Raw genomic sequence first — 22,391 nt, 5'->3', positions numbered from 1 at the left:
ATCAATTTTTTGTTAAGCGATAAAGCAACCAGCAAATAAGAATCATTGCTGCCGTAAATGTCCAACGTCCAAATATAAACATATAAGCATATTTGTCACCGAAAGAATCAGGATAAGCACTAAACATTAGTATTACATTTGATAATGTTGATGCTATTGCTAAAAATGCTGCTAAAGCGATCCCAACCCAGATTAAGAAAGATAATACTTGTTTCATTTACTAATCTCTTATCGGTTGCCAGATATTTTTATCTGGCAGTGTACTGAATCGAAACTAATGAGTAAATAATTAGATGTAACAAATTCATTTAGCCTAATTAATTGAATTGTCATGCTGTAACTCGCTGATTATCTGTGGATATTTTTCCGCAAACTCCATCGGCAACCTCTCACTTTCGGTGTGTCGTTAAATACTCCCTGTGGGATTTGCAGAAATTGCAGTTGCTTTATTCCTGTTACTGCGAAAACCACAAAAGCGAAAGCAGGTCACGTTATAGAAAGCAAAAACTCCACTATGGTGTCAAATGACGCAGGCATCCGTGATGCTGCAACGCGTCGTGAACGTGGGTTGAGTGTTCTGTGCCTGGCTGATATGAAGTCTGGAAGCTGGTTCCTGTTATATTAACTCAGGGAGAAACCCGCCATGAGGCTTTGCAAGCTGCGCAGGGTGCATTGGTTACCGCTTTTGAATTCTATTTCGACGATAACGAACCGATTCCTTTACCTTCTGCAGTAGGTACTGAAGCTGACTATGTGGAAATACCACTGAGCGTTGCGTCTAAAGTTCTGTTGTTAAATGCCTTCCTTGAATCGAATATTACCCAGCAGGAACTGGCAAACAGGATCGGCAGGCCTAAGCAGGAAATCACTCGCTTATTCGATTTACAGCACGCGACAAAAATTGATGCTGTGCAGATAGCTGCCCGCGCCTTAGGCAAAGAACTGTCATTGACGATGTTGTAAAACTGTTAACTATAACAGTTATATAAAATATTCTGATTATGTAAACTGATATACACAGTGGTTGTCACCGACACCGGTAATCAGGACAAAAAATGAAAAAGTACCAGCGACTGGCAGAGCAAATTCGCGATCAAATTGCGTCTGGCGTATGGCAGCCAGGCGATCGCTTGCCATCCTTACGTGAGCAGGTGGTCAGCAGCGGAATGAGCTTTATGACCGTCGGACACGCATACCAGCTGCTGGAAAGTCAGGGGCGGATTATTGCCCGGCCACAGTCGGGTTACTATGTCGCCGCGCGTCCCGAACGTGAACTGGCAGCGCCGCAGGTGCAGGTCATGCGCGATGAAGCGGTGGATATCAATACCTATATTTTTGATATGCTGCAGGCCAGCCGGGATGCGTCAGTGATGCCCTTTGCCTCCGCATTCCCCGACCCGCGTCTGTTTCCACTTCAACAGTTGAACCGCTCGTTGGCGCAGGTGAGTAAAACTGCTACTGCCATGAGCGTGATCGAAAACCTGCCGCCGGGAAATGCTGAGTTGCGTCATGCCATTGCCCGTCGCTATGCTCAACAGGGGATGACCATTTCACCTGACGAAATCGTCATCACCACCGGTGCGCTGGAAGCCCTTAACCTGAGCCTGCAAGCGGTCACTGAACCGGGTGACTGGGTGATTGTCGAAAACCCCTGTTTTTACGGGGCGTTGCAGGCCCTGGAACGATTACGTCTGAAGGCGCTGTCGGTGGCCACCGACGTTAACGAGGGGATCGATCTTGCCGCGTTGGAGCAGGCGTTGCAGGAGTACCCGGTAAAAGCCTGCTGGCTAATGACCAACAGCCAAAATCCGCTGGGTTTTACGCTCAGCGCAGAGAAAAAAGCGCATCTGGTTGCCTTGCTGGAAAAATACCACGTAATGCTGATTGAAGATGATGTTTACAGCGAGCTGTACTTTGGCCGCGAAAAACCGCTGCCTGCCAAAGCCTGGGATCGTACCGACAGTGTTCTGCATTGTTCATCTTTCTCGAAGTGTCTGGTGCCAGGATTTCGTATTGGCTGGGTGGCAGCAGGGAAACATGCCCGGCGTATTCAGCGACTCCAGCTAATGAGCACCTTATCTACCAGTTCCCCCATGCAGCTTGCACTGGTTGATTATCTTTCAACCCGGCGTTATGACGCGCATCTGCGCCGCTTGCGTCGGCAACTGGCGGAACGTAAACAACAGGCCTGGCAAACGTTGCTGCGTCATCTTCCGGCGGAGGTCAAAATTCACCACAACGACAGCGGTTATTTTCTGTGGCTGGAGCTGCCGGAACCGCTTGATGCCGGTGTGCTCAGTACCCATGCGCTGGCACATCACATCAGCATTGCACCGGGGAAAATGTTCTCGACCTCGGGAAGCTGGACACGTTTTTTTCGTTTTAATACTGCATGGCACTGGGGAGATCGCGAAGAGCAGGCCGTAAAACAGCTTGGCAAATTAATTCGTGAAATGATGAAATAAACCAGAACGCGCTATTCAATATAAATGAATAGCGCGTTCTTATTTTCGAAATAGTGAATGCTGAACCACGTTATTATTTAGAACGGGTGCGACCATACAAAATATCAATAGTTAATACTATTGCCACCTCTGCGTCTAACTCCTTGTCTATACTCCAGAAGATTACCCCCAGGTCAGAGTCTGTAGCGTAATGAGCGTTAGCTCACAACCTGATTAAATTTCCTTGCGCCAGCAGGAACGCTTACAACACCCCGACTATTTTTAGAAAAGGACATATATTTACGGCAAGGCTGCCGCTCAATATTTTTTAGACAGGAGTAAGACGTTATGAGCAAGCAGTTTGCCCTCAGTAGCCTGTGCGCACTCAGTATGACGCTGATGACTGCGCAGGCAGCCGAACCCCCCACATCATTAGATAAACCGGAAGGCCGCCTGGATATTATTGCCTGGCCGGGTTATATCGAACGTGGACAAACCGATAAACAATATGACTGGGTCTCGCAGTTTGAGAAAGATACCGGCTGCGCGGTTAATGTAAAAACGGCAGCCACATCTGATGAAATGGTCAGCCTGATGGCAAAAGGCGGCTACGACCTGGTTACCGCTTCTGGTGATGCCTCACTGCGCCTGATTATGGGAAAACGCGTTCAGCCCATTAATACCGCGCTGATCCCTAACTGGAAAACCATCGATCCGCGGGTGGTAAAAGGCGAATGGTTTAACGTTGGCGGAAAAGTTTACGGCACGCCGTACCAGTGGGGACCAAACCTGCTGATGTATAACACCAAAATTTTCCCAACGCCGCCGGATAGCTGGAACGTGGTGTTTGTTGAGCAAAAACTTGCGGATGGGAAAAGCAATAAAGGGCGCGTTCAGGCCTACGATGGCCCGATCTATATTGCCGATGCCGCGTTATTCGTTAAAGCCACTCAGCCGCAGTTGGGTATTACCGATCCCTATCAGCTCACTGAAAAACAGTATCAGGCGGTGATCAAAGTCCTGAGCGATCAGCACGCGCTGATCCATCGCTATTGGCACGATACCACCGTGCAAATGAGCGATTTCAAAAACGAAGGCGTGGTGGCGTCAAGCGCCTGGCCTTATCAGGCTAACGCCTTGAAAGGCGAAGGTCAGCCAATTGCCACGGTCTTCCCAAAAGAAGGGGTTACCGGATGGGCTGATACCACCATGCTGCACAGTGAAGCGAAGCACCCGGTTTGTGCTTACAAATGGATGAACTGGTCATTAACCCCGAAAGTACAGGGCGATGTAGCGGCCTGGTTTGGTTCTCTGCCCGTGGTGCCTGAAGGTTGTAAAGCCAGCCCTCTGTTAGGTGAAAAAGGCTGTGAAACCAACGGCTATAGCTATTTCGACAAAATTGCCTTCTGGAAAACGCCGATTGCCGAAGGTGGAAAATTCGTTCCTTACAGTCGCTGGACGCAGGATTACATCGCCATTATGGGCGGTCGTTAATTCCGCTGGGGGTTTTATGACGTACGCAGTGGAGTTTCATAACGTCTCGCGTTTGTATGGGGATGTTCGTGCAGTAGATGGGGTGAGTATTGCGATTAACGACGGTGAGTTTTTCTCTATGCTGGGGCCATCCGGCTCCGGCAAAACCACCTGTCTGCGCCTGATTGCCGGGTTTGAGCAACTGTCAGGCGGCGCAATCACCATATTTGGCAAACAGGCCAGTGAATTGCCGCCCTGGGAACGGGACGTCAATACGGTATTTCAGGATTACGCGTTATTCCCGCACATGTCGATTCTCGACAATGTCGCCTATGGACTGATGGTCAAAGGCATTGATAAAAAACAGCGCCACGCGAAAGCACGTGAGGCGCTGGATAAGGTCGCGCTCGGTTTTGTTTATGAACGTAAACCGTCGCAGCTTTCCGGAGGTCAGCGGCAGCGTGTGGCGATTGCCCGGGCGCTGGTCAATGAACCGCGCGTTCTGCTGTTGGATGAACCGCTCGGGGCATTGGATCTCAAACTGCGTGAGCAGATGCAGCTGGAACTGAAAAAATTACAGCAATCCCTTGGCATCACCTTCATTTTTGTTACCCACGATCAGGGTGAAGCCCTGTCGATGTCCGATCGTGTGGCGGTGTTTAATAACGGTCGCATCGAACAGGTGGATTCTCCGCGTGAACTGTATATGCGTCCACGTACGCCGTTTGTGGCAAGTTTCGTCGGGACGTCAAATGTCTTCGATGCGACGATGTCGGCGAACGTTTGCGGGCTACAGGGGATGTTCTCCCTGCGTCCGGAACACATTCGCTTGAATGATACCGGAGGAGAAGTTCAGGCCAGGGGTGTTATCCAGGCGGTGCAGTATCAGGGGGCGGCGACGCGGTTTGAACTAAAACTCGCCGGAGGGGAAAAATTGCTGGTTAGCCAGGCGAACCTGACGGGAGATATGCTGCCGTCAACGTTGTCGCCGGGTCAGCAGGTGATGGCATCCTGGTCACGCGACGTGATGGTACCGCTGGTTGAGGAGAGGTGAATGGCTATGAACGTCTTACATTCGCCTCCACAGTCGACAAGTCTGAACCGGATCTCAGGTTACTTCTGGCGTAATCCGGCGCTGGGGCTGTTTTTGCTGCTCCTCGGACCGCTGATGTGGTTTGGCATCGTCTACTTCGGCTCATTACTGACGCTGTTATGGCAAGGTTTTTATACCTTCGACGATTTCACCATGTCGGTCACACCAGAGCTGACGCTGGCGAATTTGCAGGCGCTGTTTAATCCCGCTAACTACGACATCATTTTGCGCACCCTGACGATGGCGGTAGCGGTCACCATCGCCAGCGCGATTCTGGCGTTTCCGATGGCGTGGTATATGGCGCGCTATACCAGCGGCAAAATGAAGGCTTTTTTTTACATTGCCGTCATGTTGCCAATGTGGGCCAGCTACATCGTTAAAGCCTATGCGTGGACGCTGCTGTTGGCTAAAGACGGCGTGGCGCAGTGGTTTTTAACCCACCTCGGGCTGGAGCCGCTGCTGCTTTCGTTCCTGACGCTGCCTGCGGTAGGAGGCAATACGCTGTCGACTTCAGGGTTAGGGCGTTTCCTGGTGTTCGTCTACATCTGGCTGCCGTTTATGATCCTGCCGGTACAGGCCGCGCTGGAGAGACTTCCGCCGTCGCTATTACAGGCTTCTGCTGATTTGGGCGCGCGTCCGCGTCAAACCTTCCGCTATGTGGTGCTTCCATTGGCGATACCCGGTATCGCAGCGGGTTCGATCTTTACCTTCTCTCTGACGTTGGGTGACTTTATTGTGCCGCAACTGGTGGGGCCGCCGGGCTATTTCATCGGCAACATGGTGTATTCGCAACAAGGGGCGATCGGCAATATGCCGATGGCGGCGGCATTCACTCTGGTGCCGATTGTGTTAATCGCACTGTATCTGGCGTTCGTGAAGCGTCTGGGAGCATTCGATGCACTCTGAACGCGCACCCTGGCTACTCAAACTGGCGGCATGGGGCGGGGTTATTTTCCTGCACTTTCCCATCCTCATCATCGCCACCTATGCTTTTAATACTGAGGAGGCTGCTTTTAGTTTTCCACCGCAGGGATTAACGCTGAAGTGGTTTAGCGTTGCGGCGCAGCGTAGCGATATTCTGGAATCTGTGACGTTGTCACTTAAAATTGCTGCGTTGTCGACAGCTATTGCCCTTGTTCTGGGGACGCTGGCCGCGGCCGCGCTGTGGCGTAGGGACTTTTTTGGCAAAAGTGCAATATCGCTGTTGCTACTGTTGCCGATCGCTCTGCCGGGCATTATTACCGGACTTGCGCTGTTGACGGCGTTTAAAACCATCAACCTGGAACCGGGTTTTCTCACAATCGTAGTGGGCCATGCGACGTTTTGCGTGGTGGTGGTGTTTAACAACGTTGTGGCGCGTTTTCGCCGTACCTCATGGAGTCTGGTCGAAGCGTCTATGGATCTTGGCGCCAATGGCTGGCAAACCTTTCGTTATGTCGTGCTGCCAAACCTGGCATCGGCACTGCTGGCGGGGGGGATGCTGGCGTTTGCCTTGTCGTTTGATGAAATCATCGTGACAACGTTCACCGCCGGACATGAAAGAACACTTCCTCTGTGGCTGCTCAATCAATTGGGCCGTCCACGGGATGTGCCGGTCACCAACGTTGTGGCATTGCTGGTAATGCTGGTGACAACACTGCCAATTTTAGGGGCCTGGTGGCTAACGCGTGAAGGCGACACTCTCGCCGGAAACGGTAAATAAACGACGATATGGGAAATTGCTATGCAACATCAATTACTGATTAATGGCGAGCTGGTCAACGGTGAAGGTGAAAAGCAGCCAGTCTATAACCCTGCCACTGGTGAACTCATTCTGGAAATTGCCGAGGCCTCAGCCGTGCAGGTTGATGCCGCGGTACGTGCGGCAGACACCGCGTTTGCCACCTGGGGGCAAACCACGCCGAAAGTCCGCTCTGAACTGCTGCTGAAACTGGCGGACGCTATTGCTGATAACGCGCAAACCTTCGCTGAGCTGGAATCACTCAACTGCGGTAAACCGCTGCACTGCGTTCTCAACGATGAAATTCCCGCTATTGTCGATGTTTTCCGCTTCTTCGCCGGCGCGGCGCGTACGCTGCAAGGACAGGCGGCCGGTGAATATCTGGAAGGGCATACCTCGATGATTCGCCGTGATCCACTGGGCGTGGTGGCCTCTATTGCACCGTGGAACTATCCGCTGATGATGGCGGCGTGGAAGCTGGCTCCAGCGTTGGCGGCGGGAAACTGCGTGGTGATTAAACCGTCAGAAATTACCCCGCTGACGGCGCTTAAATTGGCCGAATTTGCCAAAGACATTTATCCGGCAGGCGTTGTCAACGTGCTGTTTGGTCGTGGTAAAACGGTGGGCGATCCGCTGACCGGCCATGAAAAAGTGCGTATGGTTTCGCTGACCGGCTCCATTGCAACCGGCGAACACATTATTCAGCACACCGCGCCGTCAATTAAGCGTACGCATATGGAACTGGGCGGAAAAGCTCCGGTGATCATTTTTGATGATGCCGATCTGGATGCAGTAGTGAGCGGCGTACGGACCTTTGGTTATTACAACGCCGGGCAAGACTGTACCGCCGCTTGCCGAATTTATGCCCAGAAAGGCATTTATGATGCATTGGTCGAAAAACTTGGCGCTGCGGTTGCCAGCCTGAAAATCGGTCCGCCGAATGACGAATCGACCGAGCTGGGACCAGTGAGCTCGCAGGCACATCTCGATCGCGTGACTAAAGCGGTCGATGAGGCTAAAGCGCTGGGCCATATTAAGGTCATCACTGGCGGTAAAAAAGTGGATGGTTCAGGCTACTATTTTGCCCCGACGCTGCTCGCTGGGGCGAAGCAGGAAGATGCCATCGTACAGCGGGAGGTTTTTGGTCCGGTGGTCAGCGTGACCGTATTTGATGATGAAGATCAGGTGCTGGCATGGGCCAACGATTCGAAATACGGTCTGGCATCCTCCGTCTGGACCCGGGATGTTGGGCGCGCGCATCGCTTTAGCGCTCGCCTGCAATATGGTTGCACCTGGGTCAACACCCATTTCACGCTGGTTAGCGAGATGCCGCACGGTGGGCAAAAACAGTCCGGCTATGGTAAGGATATGTCGGTTTATGGGCTGGAGGATTACACGGTTATTCGCCATGTCATGATCAAGCACGAGTAATATCTTAAGCGCGAGCGGTAAATGGGGCACGGATAGCTAAATATTGGCAAGCGTGTGTCTATACTATTTCGCGCCACTGGCCTCGTCGCCATCGGACGGCGGTAAGTTGGAAATATCCGCGAGGTCAGGCTAATTGATAAAATAAAGCCCCAGCATATCGCCGGGGCTTTGTGCTTTCAGGAGCGCCATCGGGTTTATCTGCGGCCCAGGCTGCAAAGCCAGGCGAGTAGGGCACTGACGCTCAGAACCAGCCCCAGTTGCTGCACCATGCCTGCTAAACCCAGCATCATTCCCAGTAACAGATAATAGCTTAATCCGAATAATGCACCGGCGGCCCCGGCCTGTTCACGGTAGTGACGCAGCGCCTGACTCAGCACATTGGGAATGGCGACACCATAGGCAATCACCACGCCGAACACCGGGATCAGGATCCACGCGGAGTGCTGTAAACACCACGCGACGAGACCTGACAACGCTGCCAGCACACAGGCATAACGTATCAGTCGCTCCGGCGTCAGACCTGTCGTTAACAGTCTTCGGTTCAGCAGACTACCCGACAGAGAAGCAAACGCAAGTAGCAACCCCGTCCAGCCAAAGGCTCTGGAGCTCCATCCTAATTGCCCAAAAAGAAACGGCGCCAGGCTGTAATAGCTAAACAGCATGGTGTTCAGTAGGGCAACCAGCAAGGCATTTTTCCGCAACTCATTGTCCCGCATCATGCGGGAGAACAATCCGGCAAGTTTCGGGCTGAGCGTATGTTCGGGCCGGGTTTCTGGCAGCATGGTCACTGTTAGTATTAGCAGTAGCAGCGCTAACAGCACAAGAGTAACAAATACACCGGTATGGCCATACAGGCTTACCAGCCAACCGCCGCTTAGCAGGCCAAAAACCGGACTCAATGCCAGCGCGGCCCCCATCACGGAAAATATGCGGGATAGTGCAGTTGATTCATAACAGTCCCTTAGCATGGTCTGTACCACTACTGACCCGGCAGCCGCACCTATGGCGGAGATCATCCGCGCCAGCAGTAAAACGCTGAAGTCGGTGGCAACAACAGCCGCTGCGCAGCCTGTTCCATAGCAGATAAGTCCTGCCAGCATCGCCCAACGTCGTCCGATGCAGTCGCTCAGCCAACCCCACATCGCTACGCCAACGGCGAAAGCAACAAAATAAACGGAGAGCGTTTGAGCCGCGCGCTCACTGCTTACGTGAAAAGAGGTAGCGATACCCGGCAATGCTGGGCTGTAAATGGTTTCCACCAGTTGTGGAAACATAATCAGTAGCGTAAGAAGCCACAGGGGTGGGCGACGAAGTGTGTTCATAGCAATATCCAGAGAGGCATAAAACAGGTGGCATTATTGCTGAAAAGGATATGTCGCATTACCATTGTCAGGACTTTAAATATCAAATATCGGACAGATAATGAAAATTGCCCCCGATGATGCTTTTGATGCGGATAGCTTTGATAAACCGGTAATCGGTATTGCTGCCGATATGGGTGTACATGATTCCGGGCGGCACAGTCATCTTCGTCATCAGCTACTTTTTTCGGCAGCGGGAAGCATTACGATTGAACTGGAGCAGGCCCTGTGTCTGCTACCGCCACGTCGTGCGGTTTGGATCCCGGCAGGCACGGTACATCGCGCCATAATGCGTGGTGTCATGGCTTATCGCTCTTTGTACTTTTCAACCACATTGCCGTTATCTGAGTTACCGCTGCAGATAGTTGAAGTTAATCCACTTTTTTTTGAAGTGATTGAACGTATGGCCTTCTGGCCATGGGAAATGCCTGCCGCACAGCAGTCCAGCCTCATTACCGTTTTTTGCGAGGAAATCCGTGCCGCCCGCAGTGAAAACTGGACATTGCAGTATCCCTCAGATCCGCGGCTTAACGTGTGGCTCAAGGGCTTACGCATGGGTGAATTGCCACCACGACTGAATCAATTGTCCCGACAGGTTGGAGCATGCGAGAGGACGATCAGCCGAATATTTATCAGGGATACCGGGATGAATTATCAGGACTGGCGGCAGCAATTCAGGCTGTTAAAAGCCATGGAGATGTTGGCTGACGGATGCCATATCAGCCAGGTCGCGCAATATCTGGAGTTTGTCAGCGACAGTGCTTTTATTGCTTTCTTTCATCAACATACCGGCACAACACCAGGCCGTTATTCGGGCAATATAATGCCGCAGAAGGATTAGGGGTATTACATATTAAGGATAATTTACCCGGTGATGACAGAGTGGGAAGATCGTTTACTGATGGCAGAGAGATGATCCTCTCTGCCAGCGGACGCTGCAATTAATCAAGAAGAGTTACATCAAGCAAACCAGCCGAACCTTGCGGATATCAGACTGAAAAGTCCTACAGCAGCAAATATATTTATCAGCACCACAGTTTTACTGGAAACATTCATTTTTGCCACCTTTCGTTTTAACCCTTATGGGTATAGTACGGCTTATAACTATCCGCAATAGTACGAATTCTGAACATAATGAAAATGAGGTGTTTTACGGCCGTTTTTCTTAAATTAATTAATAAAACTTGATGTGAGTCATGAAAAAGAGCATATTGCGCGCGATTTTCCCTTCCGGCCAGGATGCCTTAAATGTCCCTATACCAAAAAATGTTGGTTTTTTATGCGGTGATGGCCGTCATCACGGCAATCATCACCTGGTTTCTTTCCCGCGATAAAAAGCGGATCCGCTTTCTTAGCGCAGTATTAGTTGGGGCGACCTGGCCGATGAGTTTTCCCGTTGCGCTGATGTTTTCTCTTTTCTGATGACGGCGTATACGCCGTTTCAGGAGGAAAGCAGGGCATCTAATCGTTTTTTGTCGGTTTCAGTGACATCCTGTGGATGCTGATATCCCACATTCTCATTCGCGCGGGTGTACAAGGCAACCAGCCAGTCGTAAACATACCGGCTTGCACCGTGGGAAGGTTGTTCATCCAGCTTCGTCAGACGTAACATCGGTTGTTGCTTCGGCGCGCTAAAAATAGCCGATCCTTTTTGGATCCTGCTGGCAGGGCGCAGTTCCTCAGCAACGTCGGCAAATCCAAGCCAGGTAATAAAATCACCAATATCGGCGTGTAGTTGCGCGGCACAGACGTTTTCACGCTGCATAATGCGCTGTAAGCGCTGTGGCATCTCCAGTCGATAGCTGGTGGTGATGAGGATGTCGGCAACCTGCCTTAGCGTACGAGGATCGAGTCGTAAACGGCGGGCATTATTTTCATCGCGACACCACTGACGCACGTGGTTAATCCACATTTTGTGTGCCTGATATCCGGTCTCCTGGCTTTCCGGCGAGTGCAGTGTGTCACGCACCTCGGCAAACAGGTCAATCTCTTCATTAAATAAACCGCTTACCTGCTCCTCGCGCGGTTGTTGAATACGCAGCAGCGACTCAAAAATGCGCATCGGCGGGAGCAAACCATCCAGCAGTTCGCCATGTTTTGCCGCTTGTGCCTGTAACTGGCGGATCACCGACTCGTGGCTACCCGATTCGGCTTGAGCGGGATTAATCCAGCTTATCAGGGTTTCGCGGATGCGCTGTTGATACTGCTCGCGTAGAGAAGTCAACCTGGCCTGGCGCTGTTGTGGTGAAGTTGCCTGTGTCAGCCATTCGACAAGGCGTTGTAAGCTATGTTTATCCAGCGCCTGCAATGTACCCCAATGCAGCCCGGGCTTGCCCATCAATTGCTGCACGGATTCATCAAGGTTTTGCTGGGTACTAAAACGCGCATCCTGCGGGGTAATGGCCCAAACCACGCCCGGTAATGCGGCATCATGAACGGGTTGGGTATCGTTGACCCAGCCCAACAGCTTGCGGGTGATGGCGGGCGTCTGGGCGCGGGTAGAGACTGCGTTGCAGATTAAGAGCACATCCGGTTGCAGGTGCTGGCGATAATGTTCCAGCATCCAGCCTAATTTTGCCTGCCACAGTGGATGCGAATGAGCATCCGGGGCGAGGGGAATATCGAGCAGATCGACATTCTCCAGCACCGCGTCTTCAACCGTCAGGACCAGCTCGCGTGTGAGCAGCGCCAGTGACGCCTGAGAGAGGCTGACCGCATTGAGCAACTGATGGTTTTCAATGGGATGAACCACCACATCGCTTTGCGCCTCATTATTGCCGGTCAATGCCACCTGAGTCAGGAAGCTTTCGGCAGGTAAACCAAAATGGTCAACCAGCAGGCTCAGCGGGGCCGCTAATTCTTGCGCGTGTCCAGTTTGTTGCAACGTGTGCGCCAGTGCCAGCCACTGCTGCGTCAGCTCTGGTTGTTCTCCCCACAGTAACGCCCAGGCGTTTGCCCGGGTAGTCAGATCCAGTGCGGGCAGCAACGTGGCAAACTGATGCCATAGCGCATCGTCAATTTGCTGCTGGTTTGCCGGTACGCAGGAGCGCCAGAAACGACCGATTGCCGCGACATCATGTGCGGTAATGCCCGGCACCGGGTGACGCTGACGCAGCGTTTGCCATTTTTCCAGGCGCGCCTCAATAATCGATTTATCGACCTGTCGGTTGTCCGGGAGCGCGCTGAACTGGGCGATAAATAGCTGTACCAGTTCAGCTTCACTGAGTAACCGCAGACGCAACGGCCATTCGCTATCATGCGGATTTTCATCGCACGTAAAGCGGATCGCCATATTGGTTGGTGCATGGCCCGGATTAATATGCGAGAAATAATCAAAGCTACGATCCGGGGTAACAATATTCACTTTGCCAGCAGCATTGCTGCACAATGCCGCAAGCAGATGTGCTTTTGCCGATTGTGAATGTCCGTATAAGCCTATACATCCTTGCGATGAAAAAGTCGTCTTCAGCGCAGATTCACTCACTGCGGCTAGCGTAAGCTGTGCCAGCAGGGCATCCGCTTCATCATCAAGACGCGCCGCACGTTGACGGGTATCTACCACCCACTCGATGGCGGCCTGCGCGGTATTTAACATCTTACTCATTTCAGGTACACGCTCCCGCTATCAATCCAGTAATGGCTACCGCTATGGCGACGGTCTGCCAGCGTATTCAGTTTTAACGTTAAGGCATTGGCGGCAACGGGGGTGCCATCCTGTAACCAGGCATCGCTCAGGACGAAGAATTCCGGGCCATTTTCTTTGCTGCCGCCGCGTAGCTGCAACCGAACATTCAACACGCCATCTCCGGCGATAGTTTTTGCCAGTTCGGCAGAGTTTATGCTGAGCGTATACAGCGGTGTGGCAGGCCAGCGGCTGTTTGCCAGTTGCCGGAATCCTAACGTCACGTTGCCACGTAACGGGAAGTGCAACCGGGCATCCAGCTTCGCACCGGGTTTATCCAGATCGATATCGTGATACCAGATGTTCTCATCGCGCAGGGTATTGACCGTATTATCCAGCACACCGAGAAAGCGTACGGTTGAGTAAGCGCCGATATCGGCAGCTTTAAAGTTAAAACGCGGCAAGCGCAAATCCAGCGCCAGACTACACAGCATGGCGCCTACAGCAGCGGTGGATTTAGGGTTACCAATCCGCCCCTGTTGGCTGAACGGATACCATTCATGTACGCGATAGTTATCCATCCAGATCATACGGTTAACCGGAACAGGTTGCAGATGGCGGATCAACGCCTGCACGCCCGGCAAGCACGCGGGCCTGCCGGTCACTAATAAGATATCGCAGCGATAATGTGAAATGGCCTCACAAACCGCGTGCAGCGGGGAGGTCAGGGTAAATTGCCCCGCTAGTAGTGCTTCTTGTAACTGCCTGAACTGTACCTGCAACGGCACGCTCAGAACATCAAACGCTGGCGACCCTGCTGGTAACGCATGGTCGATAGCCTGTTGAATGTAGTTCATCACGTTGCGCGTGGGTCGTTGGCTCAGGAGTTCGCCAAAGGTGGCATGCAGACCGGCGACTGGATCGTTAATATCGCTTTGTTCCCAGGCAGAGAGGACCGCATGACCGAGCGGCATAAAGAGCTGCAATGCCGTTTGTTGGCGCAAAATCGCCTGGGTATCGATGCGCCCGGAATCGCCAAACAGCGTGGCCAGCAATGCGGCGGCGTCGGTCACGCCAGCCTGTTGTAAGCGGGTTTGCAGCGCAGGCAACACACAGCGCTGAATCACGTCCAGCAGCATGTCATCGCCCGCAACTTTAAAGCCTTCGCGGAACAGCAGATGCGGGGTAATTTTGACGTTCGCGCCAACGCCGTCATCAAGCTGGTAATGAACGACGGCCATATCCGTTGTCCCGCCGCCAATGTCGATCGATGCCACGCGCAGCGCACGGCCTTTAGTCTCACCAGGCTCCGGCAAACGGTCCGGGCGGGCAAGGGCGTTAAAGAACGATTCGGTGTGGCCATCGTAGTGAGAGATAGCCTCGTTATACAGCCACACCAGTTGTCCGCAGCTGGCTTCATCCCATTCCATCTGAATTTCAGGTACGGGAACCACACTCTTTTCCTGCTGCTTACGGGTGGTGAAGTCTTCATCCTGCGGGTGCCAGCCCATCGCTTTCCAGACCAGGGCAATAGCTTCAAACATGCGCAGGCGGAAAATCTCGCGCTCCTGTTTGGGCATCGCCGACGGTAGGGTCAGGATCAGCGTCCGCAACTGACGCGGAGACGCCGGGAATCCGAGGCGCAAACGCGTCGCTACGCTGTTAATTTGCCCCAGCGCCTGGGCCAGTATTTCACACAGCATATGCGTCATCAGCGTGCTGCGGCTGTATTGCGGTGAGAACACTGGCAGACGATCGTCCTGCGGCAGGCTGAACAGCGGTTGCCCGTCATCGTTCATCAGGTTCATCAGCGGGAAGGCGGTAGCCAGCGGTTCGCGCTGGGTTTTGCCATTCATCTGGCTAAAGCGCCAGTCATGCAGCACCGGCGTTTCATCCCACAGATAACGGCGTGGGCTGGAAATCCCGCTGTTGCCCTCGGTGCCCATACGCTGCATCGCCAGCTTACGGGCTTCATCACCCACTCGCACAATCGACGGCCAGATAAAGGCGTCATCACGTCCGCTCTCAACGGAAAAGTGCTGTTTACCAAAGCGCGCTTCGGAAAACTCCAGCCGACTGGTGAACAGCGGATCGTTGAGGAACTGCGGCTCGCTTAATGAACGGACCTGCAATTCAGCGGTCTGACGCAGCCCGTCATTGGCATCTCCGTGATCTTCAATCAGAACGCCACAGGTATGGGTATTACCGATATCCAAAATAAGATCGACGGGAATGGCGGGCGTACTAAGGGTGTGCGTAACCAGTTTCACTTCCGGGACAGAGAGCTGCTCGCCTAACAGGGTCAGCACATTCAGCCAGTGCGCCTGGTATTCAAAGTTTCGCAGTGCCTGCTGGATCTCTTGTTCTGAGCGGTTCTCATGTTGGGTGACATGGTGCATAAAAGATTCGCGCAACCAGCCGTCAATCCAGGTCTGGTCGAGGAAATCAGCAATTTCGTTGTCATGCCAGGCCAGCGCAAACCGCGTACCGTTAAGCAGATCATTTTCGTTGGGGGTTAACGCCGCAGGGGCATTTTCAGTAAGCTGGCTGTCAAGCGCTACGGTAACACGGTGGGTGTTGCCCGCGCTGTCCGGCTGCGCCAGCTTTCGCACCTGCACGCGTGCCCAGTTATCCGGGCCTTCAACAAATGTACGCGGCGGGTTAAAGCGCAAAAACGGCAGCGGCAACCAGACACCGTCGAGCACGTCCAGCGAATAGTGCAGCGTCTGAGTACTTTCCGGCTTCACCACTTCGGGTTGCGCGCCGGTGCTGCCCGGCAAGGTATAGCGTCCTGACGTAAGATCGAAGTCTAGTCTCAGTAGTGGACCGTTTGCCGTTTTGCGCACAAAGCGTCCATGGTGCGCAGATTCCTGCGGCGTGAGGCCGAAATCCAGGAATTGCACACCGCTATTGGCGATGAGCGTCACGCTCTGTTTGTAATCACACAGATTCACCAACATAAAATCAGGCACCTATCTTTTTGATCGTCAGAGGGATTTCCGCGTGATCGTCATAACGCGCGGTACAGGCGGCGACGTCATTGGTTCCCGCTTTGCAGGTAATTTCAGGCATCGGATAACGTGACCCGTCGGTACAGCGGGCATTGCCACGACTCTTAATCATTAATTCACCCGACTGGTGCAAACCGGAGAAAATCTCGGCACGACAAACAATATTGTCACCATGAACTACGCGCGCAGTGCCTTTATTGGCCTGGATCTGATAGCGCAGCGACGGCGCTTTGCCGCTCACCGGATCTTTAACATCGACCATGACGCGCCAGTTACCGTTGAGAAAACGCGTCGTTCCTGCCTTCATCTGGTTGGCATCCATCACCAGCGCATCTTTTGGAATCGCGGCAATCACCACCGGTCCTTCTACAGGTTTCTCTTTCTTTACTGCTGGAGTCACTTCAGCACGATGCAGGGGCAGTGCAGATGTCAGTGCTGGCAGCGGTGCCATATCAACCTTAGCGACTTCAATAGCGGCGGCTGCGGGTACGGGCTGGGTGGTCTGTTGCTTCCACAGCAGCGGCCCAACGATGGCTGCAATAATCACTGCGGCAACGGGCAGACTCCACAGCGGCAGGCGGCGTATGGGCTTCTCCTGTACCGGCGGCGCAGTGATTTCAGGTTCGTTAACAATGACCGGGGGTTGAGGTTCAGGTTCAGCCGGTTTTGGCAGATCAACGACCGGAGTCAGTAAGGGGGCATCGGCCTCGACAAAGGTAATTTCCGGTGCGATTTCTTCTTCCTGTTCCGGCTCTGTTACGGTAACCACAGGAGGGACATCGGCAATGCGCAGGCAGTCGAGCACATCGTCGCGAGGATTTTCATTCAGATTGACGAAGCCCCAGAACGTAATAACGGGTTTGCCATCAACCAGAAACACGTGGTTTTCACCGGGAAACTGGATGGCTTTTTCGAGCAGCGAGCCAAACAGCTGTAGGGAGGTTTTCCCCGATTGCAGACTTTTACGGCTCAGGACCGCCGCATTTTCCAGCGTGCTTCCCAGATAGCGCAGCGCACGAAAACGTGCCTCTTCATCAGCGGATTTCCACGCCACGGCTTTCCCTTCTATCGGGGAATACCAGTCAACCCGATCGCCGTTGTCGTTAATTTGTGGGATCGCCAGACAATCCACCATCGCCTGCTGTTTACGCAGACGAAGCGTTTCACGAATTTGCAATGCTGAATCAAACACGGCCTGACCACCGCCGCCCACGGCCTGATAGTCATCCAAATTGCCGCTGCGCAAGAGAGTTTTTGCCACGTTGTTACCCCTTAGACTTCTTCACGTATCTACTTTACGTTTTATAAAAACGAGCAAACGGCGAAAGAGAGGCAAAAAGGGGCTAATTTTCACGGCATAGAGTGCCGGGAAAAATCTTGACGTTTTGAAAAAGACTTAAGGTAAATTAATTCGCTTAGGGTGATGAATTATTCAGCGAAATACACCGGATTAGAATAACCTGATAGTGATTTGTTATTGGTCAGTTTTTGTCAGCTATGCTCTGATATCCCTGTTAATAATAAAATAAGAAGGCTTATAACCATGATTGCAAGGAAAACGATACTCGCGCTGGCTCTCAGCGCCGTCTTACCGTCAGGTGCAGCGTTTGCGGCCAATACTGATACCATCATCTATTGCTCTGAAGCATCGCCGGAGTCATTTAACCCGCAAATCGCCAGTTCCGGTCCCTCATTTGTGGCCAGTTCACAAGTTCTCTACAACCGACTCATCAACTTTGATCCGGTAAAGAATACCCCGATACCGTCTCTGGCAACGGACTGGACGATTTCCCCGGACGGTAAGACTTACACCTTTACCCTGCGTCAGGGCGTAAAATTCAACAGTAATAAATTCTTTAAACCGACCCGCGATTTCAACGCTGATGACGTGATTTTCTCGGTATTACGGCAGAAAGATGCCGATCATCCGTATCACAAGGTTTCTCAGGGAAGCTACGAATACTTTAACGATGTTGGTCTGGATAAACTGATTAAAGAAGTGAAGAAGGTCGATGAATATCACGTTCAGTTTGTCCTCAATGAACCTAACGCTGCGTTTCTTGCCGACTGGGGTATGGATTTTGCCTCCATCCTTTCTGCGGAATATGCCGACGCGATGCTGAAAAAAGGCACTCCGGAAAACATCGATAACTGGCCGATTGGCACCGGGCCTTATGTGCTGCAGCAGTACAAGCAGGACTCGCAAATCCGTTATCTCGCTAACCCGAACTACTGGGATGGCGCTGTTCCAACTAAGCATCTGATCTTCTCAATCACGCCAAACGTCCAGACGCGGCTGGCAAAACTGCAAACCAATGAGTGCCAGATAATCCCGGCGCCAGCCCCCGTACAGTTTGACGAGATTAAAAAGAATAAAGATTTGACGCTGCATTCGGTTGAAGCGCTGAACGTTGGGTATCTGGCGTTTAATACCGAGAAAAAACCGTTTGATAACGTACTGGTGCGTCAGGCCTTGAACTACGCGACCGATAAAAAAGCCATTATTAACGCCGTCTTCTTAGGTTCCGGTACGGTGGCAAAATCGCCGATTCCACCGAATATGATGGGATTCAATAAAGATCTGCAGGATTACGCTTACGACCCGCAAAAGGCGAAAGACCTGCTGAAGCAGGCAGGGCTGGAAAATGGCTTTGAAGCGACACTGTGGTCAATGCCGGTTCAGCGCCCTTACAACCCGAACTCCCGTCGGATTGCTGAGATGATCCAGAGCGACTGGGCAAAGGTGGGCGTGAAGGCGAAAATTGTGTCGTACGAGTGGGGGGAATATCTCTCCGGAATGCGTAAAGGTGAGCATGACACCGCGTTGTTTGGTTGGATGTCAGACAACGGCGATCCGGATAACTTCGCCGATGTACTGCTGGGCTGCGACAGCATAAAAACCGGATCTAACGCCGCGCGTTGGTGCGATAAAGAGTATAATTCGCTGGTTGAAAAGGCGAAGCTGGTGAGTAAACCGGAAGAGCGCGCCGCGCTTTACCAGCAATCGCAAGAGATTTTCTACCAGCAGGCTCCGTGGATAGCCCTGGCAAACGGTAAAACGTTCTATGCTACGCGCAGCAACGTCAGCGGATACAGCGTCAGCCTGATGGGTAGTGATTTTTCAAAAGCAAAATTAAATTAATGAGTTAAGGAGAGGTTATGTCGCATCTGGATGAGGTCAGCGCACGTGTTGATGCCGCCATTGAAGAGAGCGTCATTACGCATATGAATGAATTGCTGATTGAGCTCAGCGATGATGTCGCGTTGAGCCGGGAAGACCGCTATACCCAGCAACAGCGTTTGCGTACGGCTATCGCACATCATGGTCGTCAACATAAAGAGGATATGGAAGCCCGTCGCGAACAGTTGACCAAAGGCGGCTCTATTCTTTAATTCGTTATTACTGCTATCCGGCCTGTATGTTCAGGCCGGATAAATTCTGTAGGCCTGATAAGCGAAGCTTCATCAGGCAATTAAAACGAACGTCTCGCCACCAGCCACGCTCCGATGACCAACATTACCGCGCCACAGATGGGGCCTACCAGCGCCCGCAGCGGCACGCCATGGCTGCGCAGAATATCCAGCACCAGCCCGCCGATTAACTGGCTGGCAACCAGTACCGCGATCGTCGTGGCGGCACCTACATTTTGATATCCACTGATACTGGCAAAAACAAAGAACGATCCCAGCAAACCGGGGATGAGCGTCCACCAGCGCACGCTGGAGACCAGTTCTCCAAATCCCGCAGCTCCTTGCTTAAACCACAGTATGCTGACAAACAGCACGATCCCGACCAGCGAGTTAAGCAACATGGCGATGAGGATCGTCGAGGACGTCTGCGTGATGCGTACCATCAAGGTATTTTGAACCACCAGACCAATACCCGCCGCAATTAGAAAGGAGAGGGTCAGCGTCTGGTTCATCTGCCGGCATCCGGATCGCGGCGATCGTCTAGCTGCAACTGCATGAAGGTCAGATCCAGCCACCGCCCAAATTTGGTGCCAACCTGCGGCATTTGCGCGGTGGTTTTAAAGCCCAGCAAGCTGTGCAGATGCAGTGATGCCTGATTCTGAGACTCAATACCTGCCACCATCACATGCTTGCCGCATGCGCGGGCTTCGTCTATCAGTCTGCTGAGCAGTGCCCGACCGAGCCCTTTTCCCTGATGTTCAGGATGGACATACACCGAATGTTCAACGGTATGACGGAAGCCATCAAAGTTACGCCAGTCGCCAAAGGAGGCGTATCCCGTAACCACGCCATTCTCTTCACTCACCAGCACCGGATACCCCATCAATTGTCGGGCTTCATACCAGGAAATACGGTTTTCGGCATCGACCGTTTGATCGTTCCAGATAGCCGCCGTATGCAGTACCGCATGGTTGTAGATTTCTGCAATGGCGGCGCAGTCTTCTTTGCTGGCAAATCGAATTGACATGTTGAACCTCAGGGCTTGTTCACTATAGTATTACAATATGAATACTATTGAAGACAGCATAAATCAACGGATCAGTGCAAGAATTCGCATTGAGCGGGAATCTCGCGGTTGGTCACTCACGGAACTTGCCGAGCGCGCGGGCGTGTCGCGGGCGATGATCCATAAAATAGAGCGCGGTGAGAGTAGTCCAACAGCTACGCTGCTGGGCAGGCTTTCCGGTGCATTTGGCATCAGCATGTCTACTCTGATTGCGCGAGCTGAAATGCAGGAGGGCAAGCTGCTGCGCTTCGCTGACCAGCCCGTCTGGCACGACCCGCAAAGCCACTATCTGCGCCGCCATGTTTCACCGCGCAGCGATCTGCCTATCGATCTGGTGCAGATCGAATTACCCGCCGGAAGCGACATCCCGATGCCAGCCTCTTCCTATGTGCAGGCCAGACAACTTATCTGGTTACAGCAGGGGGAATTAGTGTTTGTGGAAGGGGACGTACGTCATGAAATGCAGGCTGGTGATTGCCTGGAACTTGGCCCGCCGAATGACTGTCGGTTTATCAATGAAACCGCGCACCCCTGCGTTTACCTGGTTGTGCGGTTAAACCACATCGTCAGCTAAATAGCAGGCGCAGACTGCTACTATTGATGGATTCATGCCAAAAGCAGAGGAGCACATCATGGGTCAACAGACTAATCGTAACCGTCGCTGGGTACTGGCTTCCCGTCCACATGGCGCGCCAGTCCCGGAGAACTTCCGTCTTGAAGAAGATGAGGTGGCAACGCCAGGTGAAGGCCAGATTTTGCTGCGCACCGTTTATCTTTCTCTCGATCCCTACATGCGTGGCCGCATGAGCGATGAGCCATCTTACTCACCACCAGTAGAGATTGGTGGTGTTATGGTGGGGGGTACAGTAAGTCGCGTGGTGTCATCCCACCATCCGGACTACCAGCCTGGTGAATGGGTATTGAGCTACAGCGGTTGGCAGGACTATGACATCTCCGACGGTAACGGACTGGTGAAGCTTGGCGATCATCCCGAGCATCCCTCCTGGGCGCTGGGTGTTATGGGTATGCCGGGATTTACCGCTTATATGGGCCTGCTGGATATCGGTCAGCCAAAAGCGGGAGAAACACTGGTGGTAGCCGCCGCAACCGGGCCGGTTGGCGCAACGGTTGGGCAGATCGGTAAGCTTAAAGGTTGTCGGGTGATCGGTGTGGCGGGTGGGGCAGAGAAATGCCGACATGCCACCGAAGTCCTGGGTTTTGATGTCTGTCTCGATCACCACGCGCAAGATTTTGCGCAACAACTGGCAAAAGCCTGCCCGCAGGGAATTGATATTTATTACGAAAATGTCGGTGGAAAAGTATTTGATGCCGTTCTGCCATTGCTCAATACCTCAGCGCGGATTCCGCTTTGTGGCCTGGTCAGTGGTTATAACGCAACGTCGCTTCCGGCCGGACCTGACAGATTACCGCTGTTAATGGCAACGCTGCTGAAAAAGCGTATCCGTATGCAGGGCTTTATCATTGGTCAGGATTACGGGCACCGCATTCATGAGTTTCAGCGGGAGATGGGGCGCTGGGTTAAAGAGGGCAAAATCCACTACCGCGAGCAGATAACCGACGGTCTGGAAAATGCGCCACAAACCTTTATCGGTCTGCTGACCGGCAAAAACTTTGGCAAGGTAGTGATTCGTCTTGCTGAGGATTGATGTGTAAAGGTGGAAGACCGTGAATGCCTGTAACCAGGCCTGCTTCGTACAAAATGTAGGCCTGGTAAATCCCAATGTCGTTATCTGGATGA

The 22,391-nt window shown here is 52.6% G+C and carries 21 protein-coding genes; 13 read left to right on the top strand and 8 right to left on the bottom strand.

The window, feature by feature from the left end; all coding sequences use genetic code 11:
• Position 1: 1 nt before the first annotated feature.
• Positions 2-217, bottom strand: coding sequence for a hypothetical protein (locus BZK41_RS26835; protein ID WP_139762570.1), 216 nt, complete (start codon positions 215-217; stop codon positions 2-4).
• 389 nt (positions 218-606) lie between these two features.
• On the opposite strand from BZK41_RS26835, the gene BZK41_RS04315 reads away from it, so the two are divergent.
• The 7 genes from BZK41_RS04315 to patD all read left to right on the top strand — a co-directional run bounded on the left by BZK41_RS04315 (position 607) and on the right by patD (position 8,161).
• Positions 607-963, top strand: a complete 357-nt coding sequence (locus BZK41_RS04315) for a type II toxin-antitoxin system HicB family antitoxin (RefSeq protein WP_079937308.1) — start codon at positions 607-609, stop codon at positions 961-963.
• A 92-nt stretch (positions 964-1,055) separates the two neighbouring features.
• Positions 1,056-2,465: a PLP-dependent aminotransferase family protein gene (locus tag BZK41_RS04310; protein WP_079937307.1), complete on the top strand. Its 1,410-nt coding sequence runs from the start codon at positions 1,056-1,058 to the stop codon at positions 2,463-2,465.
• A gap of 327 nt (positions 2,466-2,792) precedes the next feature.
• Entirely contained in the window at positions 2,793-3,938 is a 1,146-nt protein-coding gene (ydcS, locus tag BZK41_RS04305; protein WP_079937306.1) for a putative ABC transporter substrate-binding protein YdcS, read from the top strand.
• 16 nt (positions 3,939-3,954) lie between these two features.
• Positions 3,955-4,971, top strand: coding sequence for an ABC transporter ATP-binding protein (locus BZK41_RS04300; protein WP_079937305.1), 1,017 nt, complete (start codon positions 3,955-3,957; stop codon positions 4,969-4,971).
• Positions 4,972-5,916 carry an ABC transporter permease gene (locus tag BZK41_RS04295; protein ID WP_079937304.1) on the top strand — a complete coding sequence of 315 codons (945 nt, stop codon included), beginning with the start codon at positions 4,972-4,974 and terminating at the stop codon, positions 5,914-5,916.
• The gene (locus BZK41_RS04290) at positions 5,906-6,712 is read left to right on the top strand and encodes an ABC transporter permease (protein WP_003020204.1); all 807 of its coding nucleotides are present in this window, start codon (positions 5,906-5,908) and stop codon (positions 6,710-6,712) included. Before BZK41_RS04295 ends, BZK41_RS04290 begins: the two co-directional genes overlap by 11 nt.
• 21 nt (positions 6,713-6,733) lie before the next feature.
• Positions 6,734-8,161, top strand: a complete 1,428-nt coding sequence (patD, locus tag BZK41_RS04285) for an aminobutyraldehyde dehydrogenase (RefSeq protein ID WP_079937303.1) — start codon at positions 6,734-6,736, stop codon at positions 8,159-8,161.
• Between the two features lie 194 nt (positions 8,162-8,355).
• On the opposite strand, the gene BZK41_RS04280 is transcribed toward patD, so the two are convergent.
• Positions 8,356-9,483, bottom strand: coding sequence for a multidrug effflux MFS transporter (locus BZK41_RS04280; RefSeq protein WP_079937302.1), 1,128 nt, complete (start codon positions 9,481-9,483; stop codon positions 8,356-8,358).
• Positions 9,484-9,583: 100 nt separating this feature from the next.
• Between BZK41_RS04280 and BZK41_RS04275 the strand changes: the two genes are divergently transcribed.
• The gene (locus tag BZK41_RS04275; protein WP_079937301.1) at positions 9,584-10,363 is read left to right on the top strand and encodes a helix-turn-helix transcriptional regulator; all 780 of its coding nucleotides are present in this window, start codon (positions 9,584-9,586) and stop codon (positions 10,361-10,363) included.
• A 119-nt stretch (positions 10,364-10,482) separates the two neighbouring features.
• On the opposite strand, the gene yncL is transcribed toward BZK41_RS04275, so the two are convergent.
• On the bottom strand, positions 10,483-10,578 hold the full coding sequence (yncL, locus tag BZK41_RS04270; RefSeq protein WP_071524268.1) for a stress response membrane protein YncL: 96 nt from the start codon (positions 10,576-10,578) through the stop codon (positions 10,483-10,485).
• A 192-nt stretch (positions 10,579-10,770) separates the two neighbouring features.
• Here yncL and BZK41_RS04265 point away from each other — a divergent pair, with 192 nt between their 5' ends.
• Positions 10,771-10,944, top strand: a complete 174-nt coding sequence (locus BZK41_RS04265; protein WP_003020198.1) for a GhoT/OrtT family toxin — start codon at positions 10,771-10,773, stop codon at positions 10,942-10,944.
• A 19-nt stretch (positions 10,945-10,963) separates the two neighbouring features.
• Here the strand turns inward: BZK41_RS04265 and BZK41_RS04260 are convergent, their stop codons facing one another.
• The 3 genes from BZK41_RS04260 to BZK41_RS04250 are packed head-to-tail and all read right to left on the bottom strand — an operon-like array spanning position 10,964 to position 17,416.
• Positions 10,964-13,126 carry a virulence factor SrfC family protein gene (locus BZK41_RS04260; protein WP_079937300.1) on the bottom strand — a complete coding sequence of 721 codons (2,163 nt, stop codon included), beginning with the start codon at positions 13,124-13,126 and terminating at the stop codon, positions 10,964-10,966.
• A complete protein-coding gene (locus BZK41_RS04255; RefSeq protein ID WP_079937519.1) occupies positions 13,123-16,104 on the bottom strand; it encodes a virulence factor SrfB in 2,982 nt (993 codons plus the stop codon). Before BZK41_RS04255 ends, BZK41_RS04260 begins: the two co-directional genes overlap by 4 nt.
• Before the next feature lie 4 nt (positions 16,105-16,108).
• The gene (locus BZK41_RS04250; RefSeq protein ID WP_079937299.1) at positions 16,109-17,416 is read right to left on the bottom strand and encodes an SrfA family protein; all 1,308 of its coding nucleotides are present in this window, start codon (positions 17,414-17,416) and stop codon (positions 16,109-16,111) included.
• 282 nt (positions 17,417-17,698) lie between these two features.
• Between BZK41_RS04250 and BZK41_RS04245 the strand changes: the two genes are divergently transcribed.
• Together BZK41_RS04245 and BZK41_RS04240 are read left to right on the top strand one after the other, a co-directional pair.
• A complete protein-coding gene (locus BZK41_RS04245) occupies positions 17,699-19,297 on the top strand; it encodes an ABC transporter substrate-binding protein (RefSeq protein WP_079937298.1) in 1,599 nt (532 codons plus the stop codon).
• A gap of 17 nt (positions 19,298-19,314) precedes the next feature.
• Positions 19,315-19,548: a YdcY family protein gene (locus tag BZK41_RS04240; protein ID WP_048211611.1), complete on the top strand. Its 234-nt coding sequence runs from the start codon at positions 19,315-19,317 to the stop codon at positions 19,546-19,548.
• An 80-nt stretch (positions 19,549-19,628) separates the two neighbouring features.
• Here BZK41_RS04240 and BZK41_RS04235 read toward each other — a convergent pair whose 3' ends face one another.
• Entirely contained in the window at positions 19,629-20,078 is a 450-nt protein-coding gene (locus tag BZK41_RS04235; RefSeq protein ID WP_079937297.1) for a DMT family transporter, read from the bottom strand.
• Positions 20,075-20,593, bottom strand: a complete 519-nt coding sequence (gene mddA, locus BZK41_RS04230) for an L-methionine sulfoximine/L-methionine sulfone acetyltransferase (protein ID WP_079937296.1) — start codon at positions 20,591-20,593, stop codon at positions 20,075-20,077. Before mddA ends, BZK41_RS04235 begins: the two co-directional genes overlap by 4 nt.
• Before the next feature lie 37 nt (positions 20,594-20,630).
• Here mddA and BZK41_RS04225 point away from each other — a divergent pair, with 37 nt between their 5' ends.
• Together BZK41_RS04225 and BZK41_RS04220 are read left to right on the top strand one after the other, a co-directional pair.
• Positions 20,631-21,206 (top strand): XRE family transcriptional regulator, encoded by a 576-nt coding sequence (locus BZK41_RS04225; protein WP_079937295.1) that lies wholly within the window; start codon positions 20,631-20,633, stop codon positions 21,204-21,206.
• Between the two features lie 58 nt (positions 21,207-21,264).
• A complete protein-coding gene (locus BZK41_RS04220) occupies positions 21,265-22,299 on the top strand; it encodes an NADP-dependent oxidoreductase (protein ID WP_079937294.1) in 1,035 nt (344 codons plus the stop codon).
• Positions 22,300-22,391: the final 92 nt, after the last annotated feature.

It is taken from the genome of Citrobacter sp. A316 (genome assembly GCF_002042945.1).
GTDB classification, from domain to species: Bacteria; Pseudomonadota; Gammaproteobacteria; order Enterobacterales; family Enterobacteriaceae; genus Citrobacter; species Citrobacter portucalensis.
This window is presented reverse-complemented; position numbering and strand designations above follow the sequence as displayed.